Here is a 15,707-nt window from a genome sequence, read left to right as displayed (position 1 = left end):
CGTCAGGGCGCCACCAGCGGATGCATATTCCAGAGCGCTGCCGAGGGTCTTTGAACCACGCCGCCGCTGGCGCGGTGGCTCAGCCCGAAAAAGCGATCCGCTGCACCGTCCAGTACAGCGACAACACCAGCAGCGCCGCCGAGCCCCCCCGCACCACCACCGTGCGGTAAGGCGCCCAACGCGCCAGCACCAAGGATGCAGCACACCACAGGGCCACCACCAGGAGTTGCCCCGCCTCGACCCCCAGGTTGAACCCCGCCAACGCCCACACCAGCGAGCTGCCTGAAATCCCTGCCTCCACCAGCACCCCCGAGAAGCCGAGGCCGTGGATCAGGCCAAAGCCCAGCGCCAGCCAGTGGCCGCGCAGGCCCCGGACGGGGAACAGATTCAGCAGCGCCGAGATACCAATGCTGATCGCAATGGCAGGTTCCACCCAATTGCCCGACACCGTCACCCAGCCCAGGCCCGCCAGTGCCAGCGTGACCGAGTGGCCCAGGGTAAAGAGCGTGACGGTGAGCAAAAGCGTCTTCATCCCGGTACGGCGATCCAGAGCGTCAGTCGTCCGGGACGCAGGCAGCTGCTTTGTCATCGGTTGCGGGCTGCGAGGCAGAGGCTGCAGCACCAGCGAAATGGGCAGCAACAGCGCCAGCAAAAAGGCCAGGTGGTCATAGCCTTGCAGAATGTGGTGCACCCCTTCGGCCACAAATTGCAGCAGTGTTGCCACACCACTGCGTGGGGATGCGGGCTCCTGGGCGTCTGCACCTCCAGCCCCTTGCGCACCTGGCTCCCCTTGGGGTGCGACACCGCTGCCTGCGGATCGCAGGTCGGTGCTGGCGCGCCCATCGGGGGCCAGCACGGCCGCCAGCGGCTGGCCGCCGAGCACACCGCCCACCAGCAGACGGTGCGTGGGGTCGATGCCCTGCATCAGCCCGTAGCGCAGTGTGACTGCCTGGGCGGGCGCACAGGGGAGCGTGGCAGCCAGTCGCGCGTAACGGCCATCGGTGCGCTGCTCCAGTGCTTCAAAGCGCCAGGCGGGGGCCGTCGCCGTTCCATCGCACTGCCACAACATGCCCTGGCCCACCCACTGGGCCATGGCGGGCGCGGACTGCCGCACCTCCCCCCAGGTGAGTTGGCGGTCGCCATTGGCATCGAGCTGCTCCAGCGCGGCGTCCACATCCTTCAACGCCACCGACAGCACCAGGCCTACCGATGCGCCTGCCCCTGCAGCGCCCTGGGGTGCCGGGGCATCCGCCACCCGCAGATAGGCGTCGCTGGCCTTGTGGGCCCGTGCGCTGGGCACCAGCGCCGCGGCAAGCAACACGACCGCAACCATGGCTCGCAGGGGGGCCGTTGTCCAGTGTTCGCAGCGCATCATTGGCCTCCCCGGGGTTGCCAGCGCGCCAGGCGCACGTCCTGCAGCCCGGTTTGCAGGAGGGCCTGCCGCACCGCTTGGTGGGCGGCAGCGTCGCCCGATTGTTCAGAGGTCTGCAGTGCAAGCCACCAGTCGAGTGGCTCTTTTTGCAGGGCAAGGTTGGTGCGGGCCGCCTTCCACGCGGCGGCGGGTTGCCCGTGCAACCACAACGCCAACAGGGCACGCTCCCGGGCATGGGCATCCAGCCCCTCGCCGCGCGCCGCGATGGCGGCAAACCGCGCTTCCAGGTCGCGCGCCAGGGGCTGCCACGCGGCGTCCCCCATCAGCCGCAGGGCCTGCGCGCGCCGCAGCAGTACGGCATCGCTGTCGGGCTGGGGCCTGAGTACCTCCAGCGCGGCGCTCGCACGGTTGCGGCGCAACAGCTGGTCGGCATAGGCCAGCGCGGTGTAGCCGTCGGGGGCATCGGCCAGGCTGCGGCGGTAGGCAGCGTCGGCGGCATCATCGCGCCCTGCGCGCTCTTCGCTCTCGGCCAGCAGTGACCCAATCCAGGCCCGCTGGGTGGCATCCCCCGCAGCCTGCTGCCACAGGGCGGTGAGACCGCTGCGCGCAGCATCGTGCTGACCTTGAAGTGAACGGGTTTCAAGCAGGCAGGCGGTGGCATACAGCGTGGCGCCGTAGCGCGCCACGTTGCGACAGGCGGCCTCGGCGGCCTCATAGCGCGCGGCCACACGCTCCAGCGTGGCCAGCGTGAGCCAGCCCTGCACCTGCGCGGGGTTGGCTTGCAAGGCACGCTCCAGCGTGGCGCGCGCTGCTGCAAATTCATGGCGCCCTTGTTCCACGGTGGCCTGCAACACCAGCAGATCGGCGGGGGCATCGGCCTGGCCCCACCAGCGTGCCAGGGCCGCTTGAGCCCGGCCCAGGTAGCGCGGGTCCGCCGTCTCGCGTGACAAGCTGATCCAGCGCTGGGCGGTGGCGGCGGCGGCCTGGGGGGTGGCGGGAGCTGCACTCACACGCTCGGGCAGGCGCTCGACAACATCGGCATCCAGGCCGGGGGGCAAGTCCTGCGGCAAGGCAGCCAGGGCCGTGCCAGCCCAGAACACAAGGCACATGGCCGCACACAAAAGGTGAGAAGGTTTCTTCATGGGCTCGTGATAACAAACGGGTATGGGAGGAGGCAGACTCACCCACGGATACCCCTGGCTACGCCCATTCAGGGCGCTGCCAGGGGCATCGCGCGAAGGTCAGAGCCGCGAATCGGGCTCTTCGGTCTCGGTGCTGGACAGCACCAGCTGGTCCACCGCCTGAGGCTCGGTGGTGTCCGACGCGCCGCTGGCCACAATGGGCTGCACGTAAGCGAACGCGTTCACCATCACGGGGCCCCCATTGCCAGGGTCTGCCGTGTTGTCGCCGCCTCCGCCCCCGCCGCAGCCGGTGATGGCCAATGCCACCACCGAGGTGAGCGCCAGGTGCTGAATCCGAAGGTTCTTTTGCATGGTTGGCTCCTTCGGATCAGAAGTTCTTGGCACCGGGCAGCGGTGGGTTCACGTAGGGGAAGGCTGTGCGGTAGTCGGTGGCTTTCGTGCGCGAGCCATCGACAAATGCAACGCCTCCTGCCGGGGCGTCACCGGGCTTGCAGCCCACCTTGAGTGCGTCCGAGGCACCGGTCACCGTGCACAGCGCACCCATGGCCACACGCAGGGAGACGTCCACCACATCGTCGCCCAGGCGGCGCCCGTTGGGGAAGCCTGCCGCATCGCCGGCGACCACGCCCAGGGAGCTTTGTGCAGCCACTGGCGTGGCCGCAATGCCGGTGTTCAGGCGCAGCATTTCGGCCAGGGGCCCGCCTGCGCCCAGGCCGGTGATGTTTCCGGGGCGGTTCACAGTGGGCAGGCCCGTGAGGAACGCCGTCATCAAATCAGTGCGCGGGAAGTTGGTGGGGGCCTTGGCGCCAAACAGCGTCTCGACCAGCGCGGGCAGCGTGGGGTGTGTCACATAGTCCGCAAAGTTGGCGGCATCGTCCTTGGGCTTGGACGCGTTGAACTTGTCCTTGTCTTTCAGGCCGATCACCACCTCGTTGACCAGCGGCATGCCCAGGCGCGAGACCTGCGTCCATGCGCCACCGGCCTTCTCGCTGGCCTGCAGGCCCGAGTCCGGCTTGCCGTTGAGCAGGCGGGCCTGGCGCAGGCTGGCAGTGGTCCAGCCGCCAATGACCTTCTCGCCCGATGCAGCCGTGAGGCAACTGGTGGGCACTTCCACTGACAGCGAGGTCACGTTCTTGTCGGCAATCTGGCCGGCACCAAAAGCCGCTGCATTCGACTCGCTGGTGATGACCGCAGCGGGCGCATTCACCAGGTCAAAGATGGTGCCCAGCGACACAGGGAACGGGTCCTGCCGCTGGCCCACAAACACCTTGCCGGGCGTGGAACAGCCGGGGATGTTGATGCCATACACATATTTGCTGGCATAGGCGTCGTAGGCAGCGGCATTGCCCAGGGATTTTTCTCCGATGTAATCGATGGGCTTGGTGAAGGTGGTGCCCCCGCCAGCCATGCTGATCTGCTCGCGCTTGCCGGTGCGGCGGTCACCGCGCACGATGAACATCTCGTACTCTTCGCGGTAGGCCAGCGGGTCGGCCGCCGCGCCGCTGATGCCCCCGGCGTTGCGCAGCGGGATCGCTACCTTCTTGCGGGCACCGTCAGGGCCGATGTCGAGGGTGATGCCGTTGCCACCGTTGTTCAGCGTGTTTTTGAAGCGGAACTGGAAGGTGATGTCCTCCGCCGCGTCGCCGTTGTTGTCGATGTGGATCTCATACAGCGCATTCGGGTCCAGGCTGAAGTAGTTGGGGCCGCCATAGGCATCCTGCAGCGGCAGGTAGTTGGCGATCATGGTGACAAAGCCCGCGCGGCCCGGTTCGTAGCTGTTGAACAGGTAGAAATCGGCGCCGTCAACCTTGGGCTGGGTCGTGATGAACGGTGCTTCGCGGTGGCTGGACGCCAGGCTGACGCCCGCTGCGCTGGCCGCCAGGGCAGCCAGCACGGCCAGACTGATTCTTCTCAATGGCATGGAGATCTCCTCGTAGGTGGATAGAGAGGTGCCAAGCACCCCACCACCTATACGGCGAAGAGAACCCTCTGGATTCAGCGGCTGCGACGATTCTTTGTGGGAGGCGTCCCGGCGCCCCATGCGGCAACCCCACGCGGCAATCCCATGCAGTAGCCCGCTGCGTGCCGTTCAGGTGGCCTTGCGGATCAGTGCACCCTTGAACAGCACCGGCCCGGTCGGGCCTGTGGCGCTGGGTACGCCGCCCAGCGGCTCCAGGCTGATGGCCAGTGTGGGCACTTCCTTCACATCACCTTCCTGGGCCACCAGCTTGAGCAGCTTGTCATGCCCCAGCACACCGAGCGAGCGTGGGCCCTGGCCGGGTGGCAGCGCCCACAGTTGCAGCGACTTGTCCGCCCCCTCCTGAAAGCCGCCCACGCGCTGCAGCACCAGCTGGTTGTTCTTGGGGTCGAAGGTGACCAGCATCGACGCGTCCGCCTTGTCGTCGGCCAGCACGGCCACGTACTGGATCTGGGGTGTGGCCTGCAGTTGCTGCTGCAGCGTGGCAATCTGCGCGCCGGTGGTGGCACGCAGGCCACCATTGACCTGCACGCCGACCACCACGGCAGCCAGTGTGGCGATGGCCCCCGCAGCGGCAGCACCGCGCCACACCAGCAGGTTGCGCCACCAGCCACCGGGGGCCGCAGCAGCCGGGGGCACACGCGCAGCCTGCATGGCCGCCGCAGCCTTGTCGGCCTGCACGAGGTTGTCGATGCGGGTCCACACGGCGGGGGCGGGGTCGATGGCAGGTTGCAGCTCGGTCAGGCCCGACCAGCGGGTCTGCCACACCAGGGCGGCGGCGCGCACGGTGGCGTGTTCGCGTGCCAGTGTTTCAAAGCGGCGGCGGGCGCCGCCGCGCAGCGTGCCCAGGGCATAGCTGGCGGCCAGGCGGTCGAGCAGGTCGGGGTGTTGGGTGATGTTCATGGTGGACCTTCCGTGCTCAGGCGTAACGCGCCATGCAGGTGCGCAGTTGCTCCAGCCCCCGGCGGATCCAGGTCTTCACGGTGCCCAGCGGCAACTTGAGCTGCTCGGCCAGTTCGCCGTGACTCTGGTCACGCAGATAGGCCAGGCTGACCACCTCGCGTTGTTTGTGGTCGAGCTTGCCCAGGCAGTGGTGCAGCGCAAACGACTGCTCGCTGGCATCGGCCGTGTCCATGGGGTTGGGCGAATCGCCCTCCAGCGTCTGGGCCAGCTCGTCGTCCAGCTCGTTCATCAGGTCGGCCCGGTCGCTGCTGCGCTTGCGCAGCGCATCCAGCGCCCGGCTGCGCACGATGAGCCCCATCCACGCCATGGGCGGGCTGAGTGATGCGCGGTAGTTGCCGGCGCCGCGCCAGATGCTCAGGAAGGCCTCCTGCAGCACGTCCTCGGCCACATCGCGGTTGCGCACAATGCGCAAGGCCAGGCCAAAAAGCGGCGACGAGGTACGCTCGTACAGCCTTTTGAGCGCAGAGTCTTCCTGCGCGGCGATGCGGTCAAGGAGTTCCATCAGTTCACGGTCTGGTTGGGGGGTGCTCATGCGCCCATTCTCTGGGATGGATCGGGTTTCAAGGACTTGCGGGGCTTTGCTGTAGCTGAATACGCCACAAAAGGGAGGATGGATTCACCCGGAAGCCAGAAACAACAAAGGCCGCAGCGCGGCCTTTGCAAGGGCGAGTCGGCAAGACTCAGGTCGGATAGGTGCCTGGCAACAGAATGGAGCGGTCCACCGTGTTGATGTTGGTGTGGCCGCAGAACGCCATGGTGATGTCCAGCTCCTTCTGGATGATCTGCAGCGCGCGGGTCACGCCTGCCTCACCAAAGGCCCCCAGGCCATACAGGAAGCTGCGGCCGATCAGCGTGCCCTGCGCGCCCAGCGCGCGGGCCTTGAGCACGTCCTGCCCGCTGCGGATGCCGCCGTCCATCCACACCTCGATGTCCTTGCCCGCCGCAGCGGCAATGCCGGGCAGCGCGGCGATGGAGGATGGGGCGCCATCGAGCTGGCGGCCGCCATGGTTGCTGACGATGAGCGCATCGGCGCCGCTGTTGACGGCCAGGCGCGCGTCTTCGGCGTCCATGATGCCCTTCAAGATCAGCTTGCCGCCCCAGCGCTTCTTGATCCACTCCACATCGCCCCAGTTGAGCTGCGGATCGAACTGTTCGGCCGTCCACGACGACAGCGACGACAAATCGCCCACGCCCTTGGCATGGCCCACGATGTTGCCAAAGCTGCGGCGCGGCGTTCCCAGCATGCCCAGGCACCAGCGCGGCTTGGTGGCCAGGTTGATGAGGTTGGCGACGGTGGGGCGGGGCGGGGCCGACAGGCCGTTCTTGATGTCCTTGTGGCGCTGGCCCAGGATCTGCAGGTCCAGCGTGAGCTGCAGTGCCGAGCAGTTGGCGGCCTTGGCGCGGTCGATCAGGCGTTCGATGAAATCGCGGTCACGCATCACGTACACCTGGAACCAGAACGGGTGGTTGCCCGTGTGCTGCGCCACGTCTTCGATGGAGCAGATGCTCATGGTCGAGAGCGTGAACGGGATGCCGAAGGCCTTGGCCGCCTTGGCACCCAGGATCTCGCCGTCGGCATGCTGCATGCCGGTGAGACCCGTGGGCGCAATGGCCACGGGCATGGCCACGTCCTGGCCGACCATGGTGGTGCGGGTGCTGCGGCCCTCCATGTTCACGGCCACGCGCTGGCGCAGCTTGATGCGCTGAAAGTCGCTTTCGTTGGCGCGGTAGGTGCCCTCGGTGTACGAACCCGAATCGGCGTAGTCATAAAACATGCGCGGCACACGGCGCTGGGCAATGACACGCAGGTCTTCAATGCAGGTGATTTTGGACAGATCGGGCACGCGGACACTCCAGAAAGGGGTTGCACAGGGGGCAGACAGGACTGCGCCGAATGGTAGGCACTTGCCTGCGGGTGGGCCATCAAAATTATTTGTGCGGGCTGCAACAAATTTCCAAGGCGGTGGGAGAGCGGGGGCCTTGGAGGGGCAAGAACTTCAAAGAAATTGGCTGCTAGCGCTTATTTGGAAAGCGCTGATAGCTATAAATGTTATAGCAAAATCCCACGCCAGAACTCTGGCGGCTTATGGATCCTGCCCAGCCTCCACAGCGGCCAACACCACCTCGGGCTCGGCGTCCGGGCCCCGGTAGAGCATGAAGCGCATGCGCCCGCCGCGTTTGGCGGCGTACATGGCGCTGTCGGCATGGCGCGAGAGCGCATCGAACGTATCGCCGTGCTGGGGGAAGAGCGCAATGCCGCCGCTCAGCCCCACCTGCAGAAAACGCCCCGCCAGCGCGAAGGGCGCGTCGCACGACGCAAGGATCTTGCGCGCCACTTGGCAGGCGGCCTCGGCGCCGTCCAGCCCCGGCAGCAGCACCACAAACTCATCCCCGCCCTGGCGGCACACGGTGTCGGACGCGCGCACGGCAGCCTTCAGGCGCTGCGCAAACTGCACCAGCAGCAGGTCGCCCACATCGTGGCCCAGGGTATCGTTCACGTCCTTGAAGCCGTCCAGATCCAGGTACATCACGGCCAGGCACTTGCCGTCGCGGCGGGCCTGCGAGATGGCCAGCTGGGCGCGGTCTTGCAGCAGCACGCGGTTGGGCAGGTCGGTCAGTGCGTCGTACTGGGCCAGGTGGGCCATGCGCTCGGCCATGACCACCGATTCGGTCACGTCGCGCAGTACGGCCACGGCGCCGGTCACCGTGCCATGGCGGTCGGTGATGGGGCTGGCGGTTTCCTCCACCTGGAAGCGCTGGCCATTGGTGCGGTGCAACAGCACACCCCGCACGGGGGGAGTCGCCATGCCGCACTGGATGGCCGCACGCAGCGTGTTGGTCAAAGGCTCATCGTTGTCAGGGCTGCGCAGGCTCACCACCTCGTCCACAGTGTGGCCTGCTGCATCAAACGCCTGCCAGCCCGTCAGGCGTTCTGCCACGGGGTTGAGGTAGGTCACCATGCCCTTCGCGTCCGAGCAGACCACTGCGTCGCCAATGGCTTGCAGCATCAGGCGCACGCGCTCTTTCTCGTCGAACAGCTCGTTCTCCATGTGCTTGCGCTCGGTAATATCCGTCACTTGCACGAAGAGCCCGGTGACCACGCCGCGCGCGTCTGCGTCGGGCAGGTAGGAGACGATACTGTGCCGCGGCTGGCCTTTCGGGTTCTGGTCCGTACGTTCAAAGCGCTGCGGTGCACCCGCCAACGCCAGGTCGTAGTAGGGCTTGCTGGCCGCGTAGCGGGATTCGCTGAGCAGCTCGCTGATATGCCGGCCGCGCACAGGCACCGGGTAGGTGCCGAACTCCTCGAGTGCCGCCCGGTTGGCAAAGCGGTTGTGCATACTGGCATCCCAGTAGGCAATCATCGAAGGCACGTTGTCGAGGATGGTGCGCAGGTCATGCTCAGCCTCGGCCAAACGCGCCGAAACCTGCTGGCGCAGCACCAGCTCACGCACGAACAGCAGCGCTAACCCAAGGCAGCCAGCCATCAACAGCGCAGCAAAACCACCCAGGACCCAGGCACTGCTCCTCCACTTGGCCAAGATGGTGTCGGTGGACTGGGCCACGTTCAGAATCAGGGGGTAGTTGCCCACAGGCCGGAAGGAGTACAAACGCTCCACGCCGTCGAGCGCGGCCTTACCGACAAAAGAGCCTGTGCCCTCGGCCTGAAAACGCAGCAGGTTAGGCGTACCAGCGATGGTTTTGCCGACATCAGCATCACCATACGGAAAGCGGGAGATCACCACCCCGTCCCGCCGAAACATGTTGACCCCGCTGTTGGAGCCCAGGTCCAGCGAACCAAACAGTTCGTTGAAATAACTCAGGCGGATAGCGCCGACCACCACCCCGGCAAAGCTTCCGTCTGCATGGAAGTACGGACGAGAAATGGGAAGGATGTTCAGACCTGTCACCCGTGAAGGCACGGGCTTGCCGAAGAACAGCTCCCGCTCGCCCCGCTCACTGAATGCCAGAAAGTAGTCGCGGTCGCCCAAGTTGGTGCGGCGAGGGGTCAGGGAGCCCGAGTCCAGAATGACGTTGCCCTGAGCGTCCAGCACCAGCACATCGCCCGCGCCGCGCGCACGCAGCGAGTTGTCAAACACCACCCGCGCACGCAGGTCGGGTGGCAGCGCCCATACCTCGGGCCGCGCCACCTCGCGGGCCACGCCCTCCAGGGATTTGTCGAACGAGTCCAGCGACCAGGCCAGGCCCTGCTCCATGGTGCGGGCCAGGTTGGAGTTGGTCTGCACCGCGTAGCTCCATTCGTCGTTGCGAATGGTCCAGATGGTGCGGGCAAACAAGGCACCAATGCCCAGAGCCACCAGCAAAGCCAGCCATATGAGGCGGTGAGAGAAAAACTGGCGAAGGGAGGGCATAGGGATAGTTTGTAACTATTTTAAACAGCCGCCTTAACAGGGACTTGGCCCCAAGTCACACCGTATTCCTCGGACTTGTCAGCGTCAATGCGCACCTGCCCGGAGAGGCTGGGCCACCACACCTGCGCCGCGCACCTCCAAACGGACCTCGTCCAGCACCTTGCCCTGCGCGTCGGTGAGCTGGACCACATGGCGCCCGGGCCAGGGCAACCAGGCCACCCGAGGGCCTCGGCCCAGGGTTTTGCCATCCAGCCGCCACTGCACCGCGTTGCCCGTGGCGGTGAACTGCAGGCGCTGGCGCGCCGGGGGGATGTCGGGGTCCAGCGCAATGATGGTGCCCGGGGCGGGGGCGGTGATGCGCGGGGGCAGACCCGCAGGAGATGCGGCCGCATCGGGCGCAGATTTTTTAGCATCATTTTGGCCGCTGGCGCTTGATGGATAAGCGCTAATAGCTACAGAATCAATAGCAAAAAACGCCTGCTGGGTGCCCTGCACAAACCATTCGTCCCGCGCGGCCTCCAGCGGCTGGCCGCCGCCGCGTGGGTCCGGGCTGCCGGGCTGCTGCGCCACGGGCCCAAATTGCACCGCTGTGCGGGCCAGGCCTAGGGGGGCCTTGGGGGCGCGGCTGGGCTCGCGGGCATGCAAAAAACCCATCACCGCCGACCAGATTGGGGCCGCGCCGCTGGTACCGCTCACGTCGTGCATGGCCGCGCCGCTGGCGTTGCCCACCCACACACCCACGGTGTAGCGCTCGGACCAGCCCACGGCCCAGTTGTCGCGCATGTCCTTGCTGGTGCCGGTTTTCACGGCCGTCCAGAAGCGGGTGGCCAGCACGCTGTCGGTGCCAAAGGTGCGGGCGCGTGCATTGCCGTCTGAGAGGATGTCGCCCACGATGAAGGCGGCACGGGCGTCCAGCGCAGGGGCAAAGCGCGGCTTGGCAACATCCGAGAGCGCTACAGCACTCGACCGTCCACCGTTGGCGAGCGTGCGGAAGGCGTTGGTCAGGTGCAGCAGCGGCACCTCGGGGCTGCCCAGCGCCAGGCTGTAGCCAAAATAATCGCCGCTTTCGCGCAGCGGCAAGCCCACGGCGCCGAGCTGGCGGTGGAATGCGTCGGGCGTGACCATCACCAGCGTGCGCACCGCCGGCACGTTGAGCGATGCCGCCAGCGCCGTGCGCACCGACACCCAGCCCTTGAACTGCCGGTCGTAGTTCTGCGGGATATACAGGCCACTGGCAGTGGTGATCTGCGCGGGCGAGTCCTCTACCAGCGAGGCCGCCGTGAGGCGCCGCTCGGCAATCGCCTGCGCATACAAAAACGGCTTGAGCGTGGAGCCCGGCTGGCGCAGCGCCAGCACACCATCGACCTCGCTGGCCTGGCTCAGTTGCCCTGAAGACCCCACCCAGGCCAGCACCGCGCCCGTGGCGTTGTCGAGCACCAGCACGGCGCCGTCTTCCACATTGCGCCCGCGCAGCTCGCGCAGGTGCTGCTGCAGGCTCTGCACGGCAAAACGCTGCAGCGGCGCGCGCAGGGTGCTGGGCACACGCTCGGGCACGGCGCCGTCTTTGCCAGAGCGCTGGCGAAGCAGGTAGCGGGCGAAGTGCGGCGCCACGCCTTCGCTCGCATCAAATGCGCGGCGCTGCAGGGCGGCGGTGGTGAAGAGGTCCAGCGCATCGCAATCCCCACGGGCCGGGGCTGGGGTGGCGCGCTGCGCGGGGCGCGCGCCGCTGGTGGCCTGCATATCGCGCAGCACCCCGCACGCCCGTTGCGCCACCAGCGCGGGCCGGGCATTGGGCGCGCGCACCAACGCAGCAGCCACTGCCGCCTCGCGGTCGTCCAGCCCGTGCGCGGCCTTGCCAAACAGCGTGCGGCTCAGGGCATCAATGCCAACCAGCTCGCTGCGAAACGGCACGAGGTTGAGGTAGGCCTCCAGGATCTGGTCTTTGCGCCAGCGCCGGTCCAGCACCTGTGCGGCCACCGTCTGCCCCAGCTTTTGCACCACGGTGCGCCCGCCAGGGCCCTGGCGCCAGTCACCGTCCAGCAAACCCGCCAGCTGCATGGTGATGGTGCTGGCCCCGCGCGTGCGCTGGTTCCACAGGTTGCCCCAGGCAGCGGCCGATGCGGCGCGCCAGTCCACCCCGCTGTGTTCAAAAAAGCGTTTGTCCTCGCTGAGCACCAGGGCCGTGCGCAGCGCGGGCGACACATCGGCCAACGGCACCCACTGGCCGCGCCGCACGATGGTGTCGGTGCGCAGGCGCTGCAGTACCTCGCCTTCGCGGGAGAGGATGAGGGTGTCGGAGGGGCGGAAGTCGGCGCGCACTTCGTCGAAGACTGGCAGCGCCCAGGCCGCAGGCGCGCAAGCTGCCAGCGCCAGGACGATGGCCCGTGCACGACTACATAAAACGAATGAGGAATGAAGAAAGGCCACTCCGGTTTGTAGCAGACGCCAAGGGGCTCAATGCGCGGAGGTGTGCGGTGGCTCATGGCCCCCTGTGTTCACCGGGGCATTTCGACGCAACGCAGCCACGCATCGACACACCCTGTCGCACCGGCTTTTTAAAGTCTCGTTCACAGCGACATCAACAAGCATCGACTATCAAAAATAGGAGCTGCTTGGGCTTGCTGGACAGAGCCCGAAGGCCAAAACAAATACCAATCCCAAAGGACGCAGCATGAGAGGACAGATTCTTGTTTTCAACGAACAAAAGGAAGCAGGCGCAATCGTCACAGAAGACGGGCGGCGCATTCTCTTTCACATCAGCGACTGGCAGGACGTCGTGCCGCCGGACCGTGGCATGGCCGTGAGCTTCATGCTTGACTCCGAAAACCGTCCGCGCCAGGTGCAACTTGCCCTGCCCGACCCCATGCCAACCGCTGCTCCAGCGGCCCCCATTCCCGCGCCACCGTCCGGCCCGCCGCTAGCACTGCGGCCGAAGCGTAAACCCGTGGTCACTTTGCTCGCCCTGTTCTTGGGCTTCTTCGGTGCACACCGCTTCTACATGGGTGCTTGGGGTTGGGGGCTGGTGCAACTGCTGGGCGTGCCCATGGTCATCGGCATCTTGTTCGCGCTGGTGCCACCGCTGGGCGGCTTGCTGTACTTTGCCGCCTTCGCGTTCATCGTGGTGGAAAGCATCCGCTACATCTGGATGAGCGATGTCGAGTTCGACGCCAAGGTACTCGCTTATCAGGCCGCACGGCCCGGCCCCTTCGCCTTCTTCTGGTAAGCCGGGGCCACCATGCACTACAACGTCATCCCCACTCGGCCCCATTCGGGGCTGGGCATCGCATCTTTCATCATCAGCCTGGCGGCGGGCGCTGCGCTGGTCGTTCTTCTCGGCATTGCGGGCGTCATCGAATCCCAACCCGGCGGCATGGACGAGGAATCCGCCGGAGCCGTCCTGGTGGGTCTCTTACTGGCGCTGACGGCACTGGCCCACGTCCTGGCACTGGGACTTGGAATCGCCGCCCTGGTGCAAGCGGGGCGCAGCAAGCTTTTCGGTGTGCTTGGCACCGTGTTCGCCTCCACAGGGCTGATCGGTACCGTGCTGATCTTTCTGCTCGGCGCACTCCTGGAAAGCTGAACCCATGAAACTTCTCCATCCCTTCATTCCACAGGTTGCGGCGCTGGCCCTGGCCTTGGGGTGCCCCAGTGCTCGGGCTGAAACGCTGGAAGGCACGCTCGAACGCGGCCCAGTCCACTCTGTGCTGTGGGCCGTAAGCCCCGAATCGGGCGACCTGATCGGCCAAGTCTTCGCCAACGCCTCTCAAGCCGGGAAGGCCATCCTTGCCCACTGCCTGCCCGGTTTGCACTGCGTCGCCGAAGGCGCCAGCAGCGTTGAGCCGCCTGAAAGCCTGACCGGACAACTGCCATTTAGCATCCAACCTTCCGGCTGGTGGCTCATCACGCAGGCGACTAACGCCTACATGCAGCCCAGCCTGCCCATGAGCGAGCGCCAACTCAGCACCCGCCACGGGCAACTTGCCATTACTGAAGAACACCTGCTGCTGTTCAATGACCGCCCCGTGCTGGCCAGCCAGCCCCAAACCGCCGGGCCTGCACCACAAGCCAGCCCGGTACCCAACAATGCCCCGCTCACACTGCTGGAGCACGTCAGAGCATGGTGGCAAGGTTGGTGGAGCCAAGTACGCGGAAAGCTGCTCGCTCTGCTAGGACGCACGCCGCCCCAGACACAGGCATCCACGCCCGTCCCGTCGCCAGCCGCTGCTGAACCAGTACAAGGCAATTCGGCCCTCCACATCGTGGCGCACTTCGAGCTGGAGGGGCAGGACATCGTGCTGTTGCAGGACACCGGAGGCACCGCGTGCCCCGCGCTCTACCGCTTCGCAACCCTGTCGCCCCAGGGCATCGGGGTGACACCGGAGTTCGGCACCTGCACCAACATCGCCACCATCGCAATCGACGAAGGCCACGGCGGCTCGCACGAACCAATCGTCACGATGAATGGCTCACGCGGCCCGTTCGAACCCGAGGAGGAACAACGGCGCGCCCACATGCAGCTGCATCGTTTCGTGCTGCGCCAGGGGCAGGTGCATGAGATATCTGTACGAAACTGAAATACCCCAAAAGCATAGCTACCAGCGCTTATCCAGAAAGTGCTACAGGCTAATTTTTGAAAAATCCTTCCGACACTTTTGCTCCGATGCGTGCCGCACCATGTTCGTCAACACTTCAACTGCACGCGCATCGGAATGACTCCATCCCTGCTCTTTTCACGCATGCGCAAGCGTGTCGTGACTTTCAAAAATATGCGGGCAGAATGCAAAGACGCATTGCGTTACAAATACCGACAGAAAGATTCACCTCGCGCCGCGACACGGCGTGTCGCGCCCTGCAACCAGCCTTCTGTCGCAACACTACCGCCCAGCCCAAATACATGCCCGCCGCCAAGCCACTGCCTGAGTCAAAGCCAAAATCCACCAGAGGCCCCACGGTCACCAAACTCGCCCTGCGCTTGTCAAAAATTCTGGCGCTACTGCACCAAGGCGATGACATCGACAAGCGCTGGCTCGCCGAGAAATACAAGGTCAGCGTGCGCACCATCGAGCGCGACCTGTCTGACCGCCTGCACGGCATCGTTGAACACACCGCCGACGGGCGCTGGCAGCTGGTCCCTCAACAACGCAGCACCATCCCGGCCCGGCACCTGCACGACTACACCCGCATGGCGGGCACCGCGCAACTGTTTCCAGACCGCAGCCTGCCGTACCTGCTGGAACAGCTCGATACCCCCGAACCCCGCCGTGCCACGCATGTGCAACCCATACCGCACGAAGACCTGCGCGCGCAAGGCCCGGCATTCGCCCAACTGCAAACTGCCGTGGAGCAGCACCGCGAATGCCACTTTACTTACAAGGGCACGCCGCGCCACGCTCAACCGTACCGGCTCATCCACAAGAACGGTGTGTGGTACCTGGCCGCTGAAGAAGCCGGACGGCTCAAAAACTTCAGCGTGGCGCTGATCGAAGCGCTACGGGTCAATGAAACCAGCCGCTTTGCACCCAAGCCTAAGCACCTGGACTACATCAACACCAAGGACGACGTGTGGTTTACCGAAAGCACCACCGAAGTGCTGCTGCGCGTGGCGCCCGAGGCCGCCCACTACTTCGCCCGTCGCCAGTTGCTGCCCCAGCAGCAGCACCGGGCAGATGCCGATGGCTCGCTGCTGGTGACAACCCATATCAACCATGTGAATCAGTTGCTGCCGGTCGTGCGGTTTTGGCTGCCGAATGTGCGGATCGTCAAGCCAGTGGAGTGGCATGCAGCGCTGGTGGAGGGGCTACGGCAGGCGATGGCTAAGTGGGGCGACTGAGCCGAACCAACCCCATTCACACATTGATTGACTGAACCGAACAAGGAGCAAG

The 15,707-nt window shown here is 65.8% G+C and carries 13 protein-coding genes; 4 read left to right on the top strand and 9 right to left on the bottom strand.

Annotated elements, in window-relative coordinates; genetic code table 11:
* Nucleotides 1–79: 79 nt before the first annotated feature.
* The 9 genes from ACT89O_RS18340 to pbpC form a co-directional block, all read right to left on the bottom strand.
* The gene (locus tag ACT89O_RS18340; protein ID WP_487260800.1) at nt 80–1,372 is read right to left on the bottom strand and encodes a HupE/UreJ family protein; all 1,293 of its coding nucleotides are present in this window, start codon (nt 1,370–1,372) and stop codon (nt 80–82) included.
* Entirely contained in the window at nt 1,372–2,514 is a 1,143-nt protein-coding gene (locus ACT89O_RS18335; protein WP_487260799.1) for a hypothetical protein, read from the bottom strand. The genes ACT89O_RS18340 and ACT89O_RS18335 overlap by 1 nt, the downstream gene beginning before the upstream one ends.
* 99 nt (nt 2,515–2,613) lie before the next feature.
* A complete protein-coding gene (locus tag ACT89O_RS18330) occupies nt 2,614–2,865 on the bottom strand; it encodes a hypothetical protein (RefSeq protein WP_487260798.1) in 252 nt (83 codons plus the stop codon).
* 16 nt (nt 2,866–2,881) lie between these two features.
* Nucleotides 2,882–4,435 carry a DUF4331 domain-containing protein gene (locus tag ACT89O_RS18325; RefSeq protein ID WP_218300516.1) on the bottom strand — a complete coding sequence of 518 codons (1,554 nt, stop codon included), beginning with the start codon at nt 4,433–4,435 and terminating at the stop codon, nt 2,882–2,884.
* A 168-nt stretch (nt 4,436–4,603) separates the two neighbouring features.
* On the bottom strand, nt 4,604–5,395 hold the full coding sequence (locus tag ACT89O_RS18320) for an anti-sigma factor (RefSeq protein ID WP_121420811.1): 792 nt from the start codon (nt 5,393–5,395) through the stop codon (nt 4,604–4,606).
* A gap of 16 nt (nt 5,396–5,411) precedes the next feature.
* On the bottom strand, nt 5,412–5,987 hold the full coding sequence (locus ACT89O_RS18315; RefSeq protein WP_121420810.1) for an RNA polymerase sigma factor: 576 nt from the start codon (nt 5,985–5,987) through the stop codon (nt 5,412–5,414).
* A gap of 148 nt (nt 5,988–6,135) precedes the next feature.
* Entirely contained in the window at nt 6,136–7,299 is a 1,164-nt protein-coding gene (locus ACT89O_RS18310; protein ID WP_055400613.1) for an alpha-hydroxy acid oxidase, read from the bottom strand.
* 240 nt (nt 7,300–7,539) lie between these two features.
* Nucleotides 7,540–9,825 (bottom strand): bifunctional diguanylate cyclase/phosphodiesterase, encoded by a 2,286-nt coding sequence (locus ACT89O_RS18305; RefSeq protein ID WP_055400615.1) that lies wholly within the window; start codon nt 9,823–9,825, stop codon nt 7,540–7,542.
* 84 nt (nt 9,826–9,909) lie between these two features.
* Nucleotides 9,910–12,252 (bottom strand): penicillin-binding protein 1C, encoded by a 2,343-nt coding sequence (gene pbpC, locus ACT89O_RS18300; protein WP_487260797.1) that lies wholly within the window; start codon nt 12,250–12,252, stop codon nt 9,910–9,912.
* A 244-nt stretch (nt 12,253–12,496) separates the two neighbouring features.
* On the opposite strand from pbpC, the gene ACT89O_RS18295 reads away from it, so the two are divergent.
* The 4 genes from ACT89O_RS18295 (at nt 12,497) to ACT89O_RS18280 (ending at nt 15,655) form a co-directional block, all read left to right on the top strand.
* The gene (locus tag ACT89O_RS18295; protein WP_116749263.1) at nt 12,497–13,048 is read left to right on the top strand and encodes a TM2 domain-containing protein; all 552 of its coding nucleotides are present in this window, start codon (nt 12,497–12,499) and stop codon (nt 13,046–13,048) included.
* Between the two features lie 12 nt (nt 13,049–13,060).
* Nucleotides 13,061–13,405 carry a hypothetical protein gene (locus tag ACT89O_RS18290; protein ID WP_116749262.1) on the top strand — a complete coding sequence of 115 codons (345 nt, stop codon included), beginning with the start codon at nt 13,061–13,063 and terminating at the stop codon, nt 13,403–13,405.
* A 4-nt stretch (nt 13,406–13,409) separates the two neighbouring features.
* Complete coding sequence (locus ACT89O_RS18285) at nt 13,410–14,399, top strand: hypothetical protein (RefSeq protein WP_487260796.1); 990 nt, start codon at nt 13,410–13,412, stop codon at nt 14,397–14,399.
* Nucleotides 14,400–14,797: 398 nt separating this feature from the next.
* On the top strand, nt 14,798–15,655 hold the full coding sequence (locus tag ACT89O_RS18280; RefSeq protein ID WP_487260795.1) for a helix-turn-helix transcriptional regulator: 858 nt from the start codon (nt 14,798–14,800) through the stop codon (nt 15,653–15,655).
* Nucleotides 15,656–15,707 lie beyond the last annotated feature (52 nt).

It is taken from the genome of Acidovorax sp. NN32 (genome assembly GCF_057597245.1).
This window is presented reverse-complemented; position numbering and strand designations above follow the sequence as displayed.

Bases quoted from the DNA above. Each gene is read 5' to 3' on its own strand.
- ACT89O_RS18330 (WP_487260798.1), bottom strand. From the start codon at position 2,865: ATGCAAAAGAACCTTCGGATTCAGCACCTGGCGCTCACCTCGGTGGTG.
- ACT89O_RS18320 (WP_121420811.1), bottom strand. From the start codon at position 5,395: ATGAACATCACCCAACACCCCGACCTGCTCGACCGCCTGGCCGCCAGC.
- ACT89O_RS18290 (WP_116749262.1), top strand. From the start codon at position 13,061: ATGCACTACAACGTCATCCCCACTCGGCCCCATTCGGGGCTGGGCATC.
- ACT89O_RS18295 (WP_116749263.1), top strand. From the start codon at position 12,497: ATGAGAGGACAGATTCTTGTTTTCAACGAACAAAAGGAAGCAGGCGCA.
- ACT89O_RS18285 (WP_487260796.1), top strand. From the start codon at position 13,410: ATGAAACTTCTCCATCCCTTCATTCCACAGGTTGCGGCGCTGGCCCTG.
- ACT89O_RS18340 (WP_487260800.1), bottom strand. From the start codon at position 1,372: ATGCGCTGCGAACACTGGACAACGGCCCCCCTGCGAGCCATGGTTGCG.
- ACT89O_RS18325 (WP_218300516.1), bottom strand. From the start codon at position 4,435: ATGCCATTGAGAAGAATCAGTCTGGCCGTGCTGGCTGCCCTGGCGGCC.
- ACT89O_RS18315 (WP_121420810.1), bottom strand. From the start codon at position 5,987: ATGAGCACCCCCCAACCAGACCGTGAACTGATGGAACTCCTTGACCGC.
- ACT89O_RS18305 (WP_055400615.1), bottom strand. From the start codon at position 9,825: ATGCCCTCCCTTCGCCAGTTTTTCTCTCACCGCCTCATATGGCTGGCT.
- ACT89O_RS18335 (WP_487260799.1), bottom strand. From the start codon at position 2,514: ATGAAGAAACCTTCTCACCTTTTGTGTGCGGCCATGTGCCTTGTGTTC.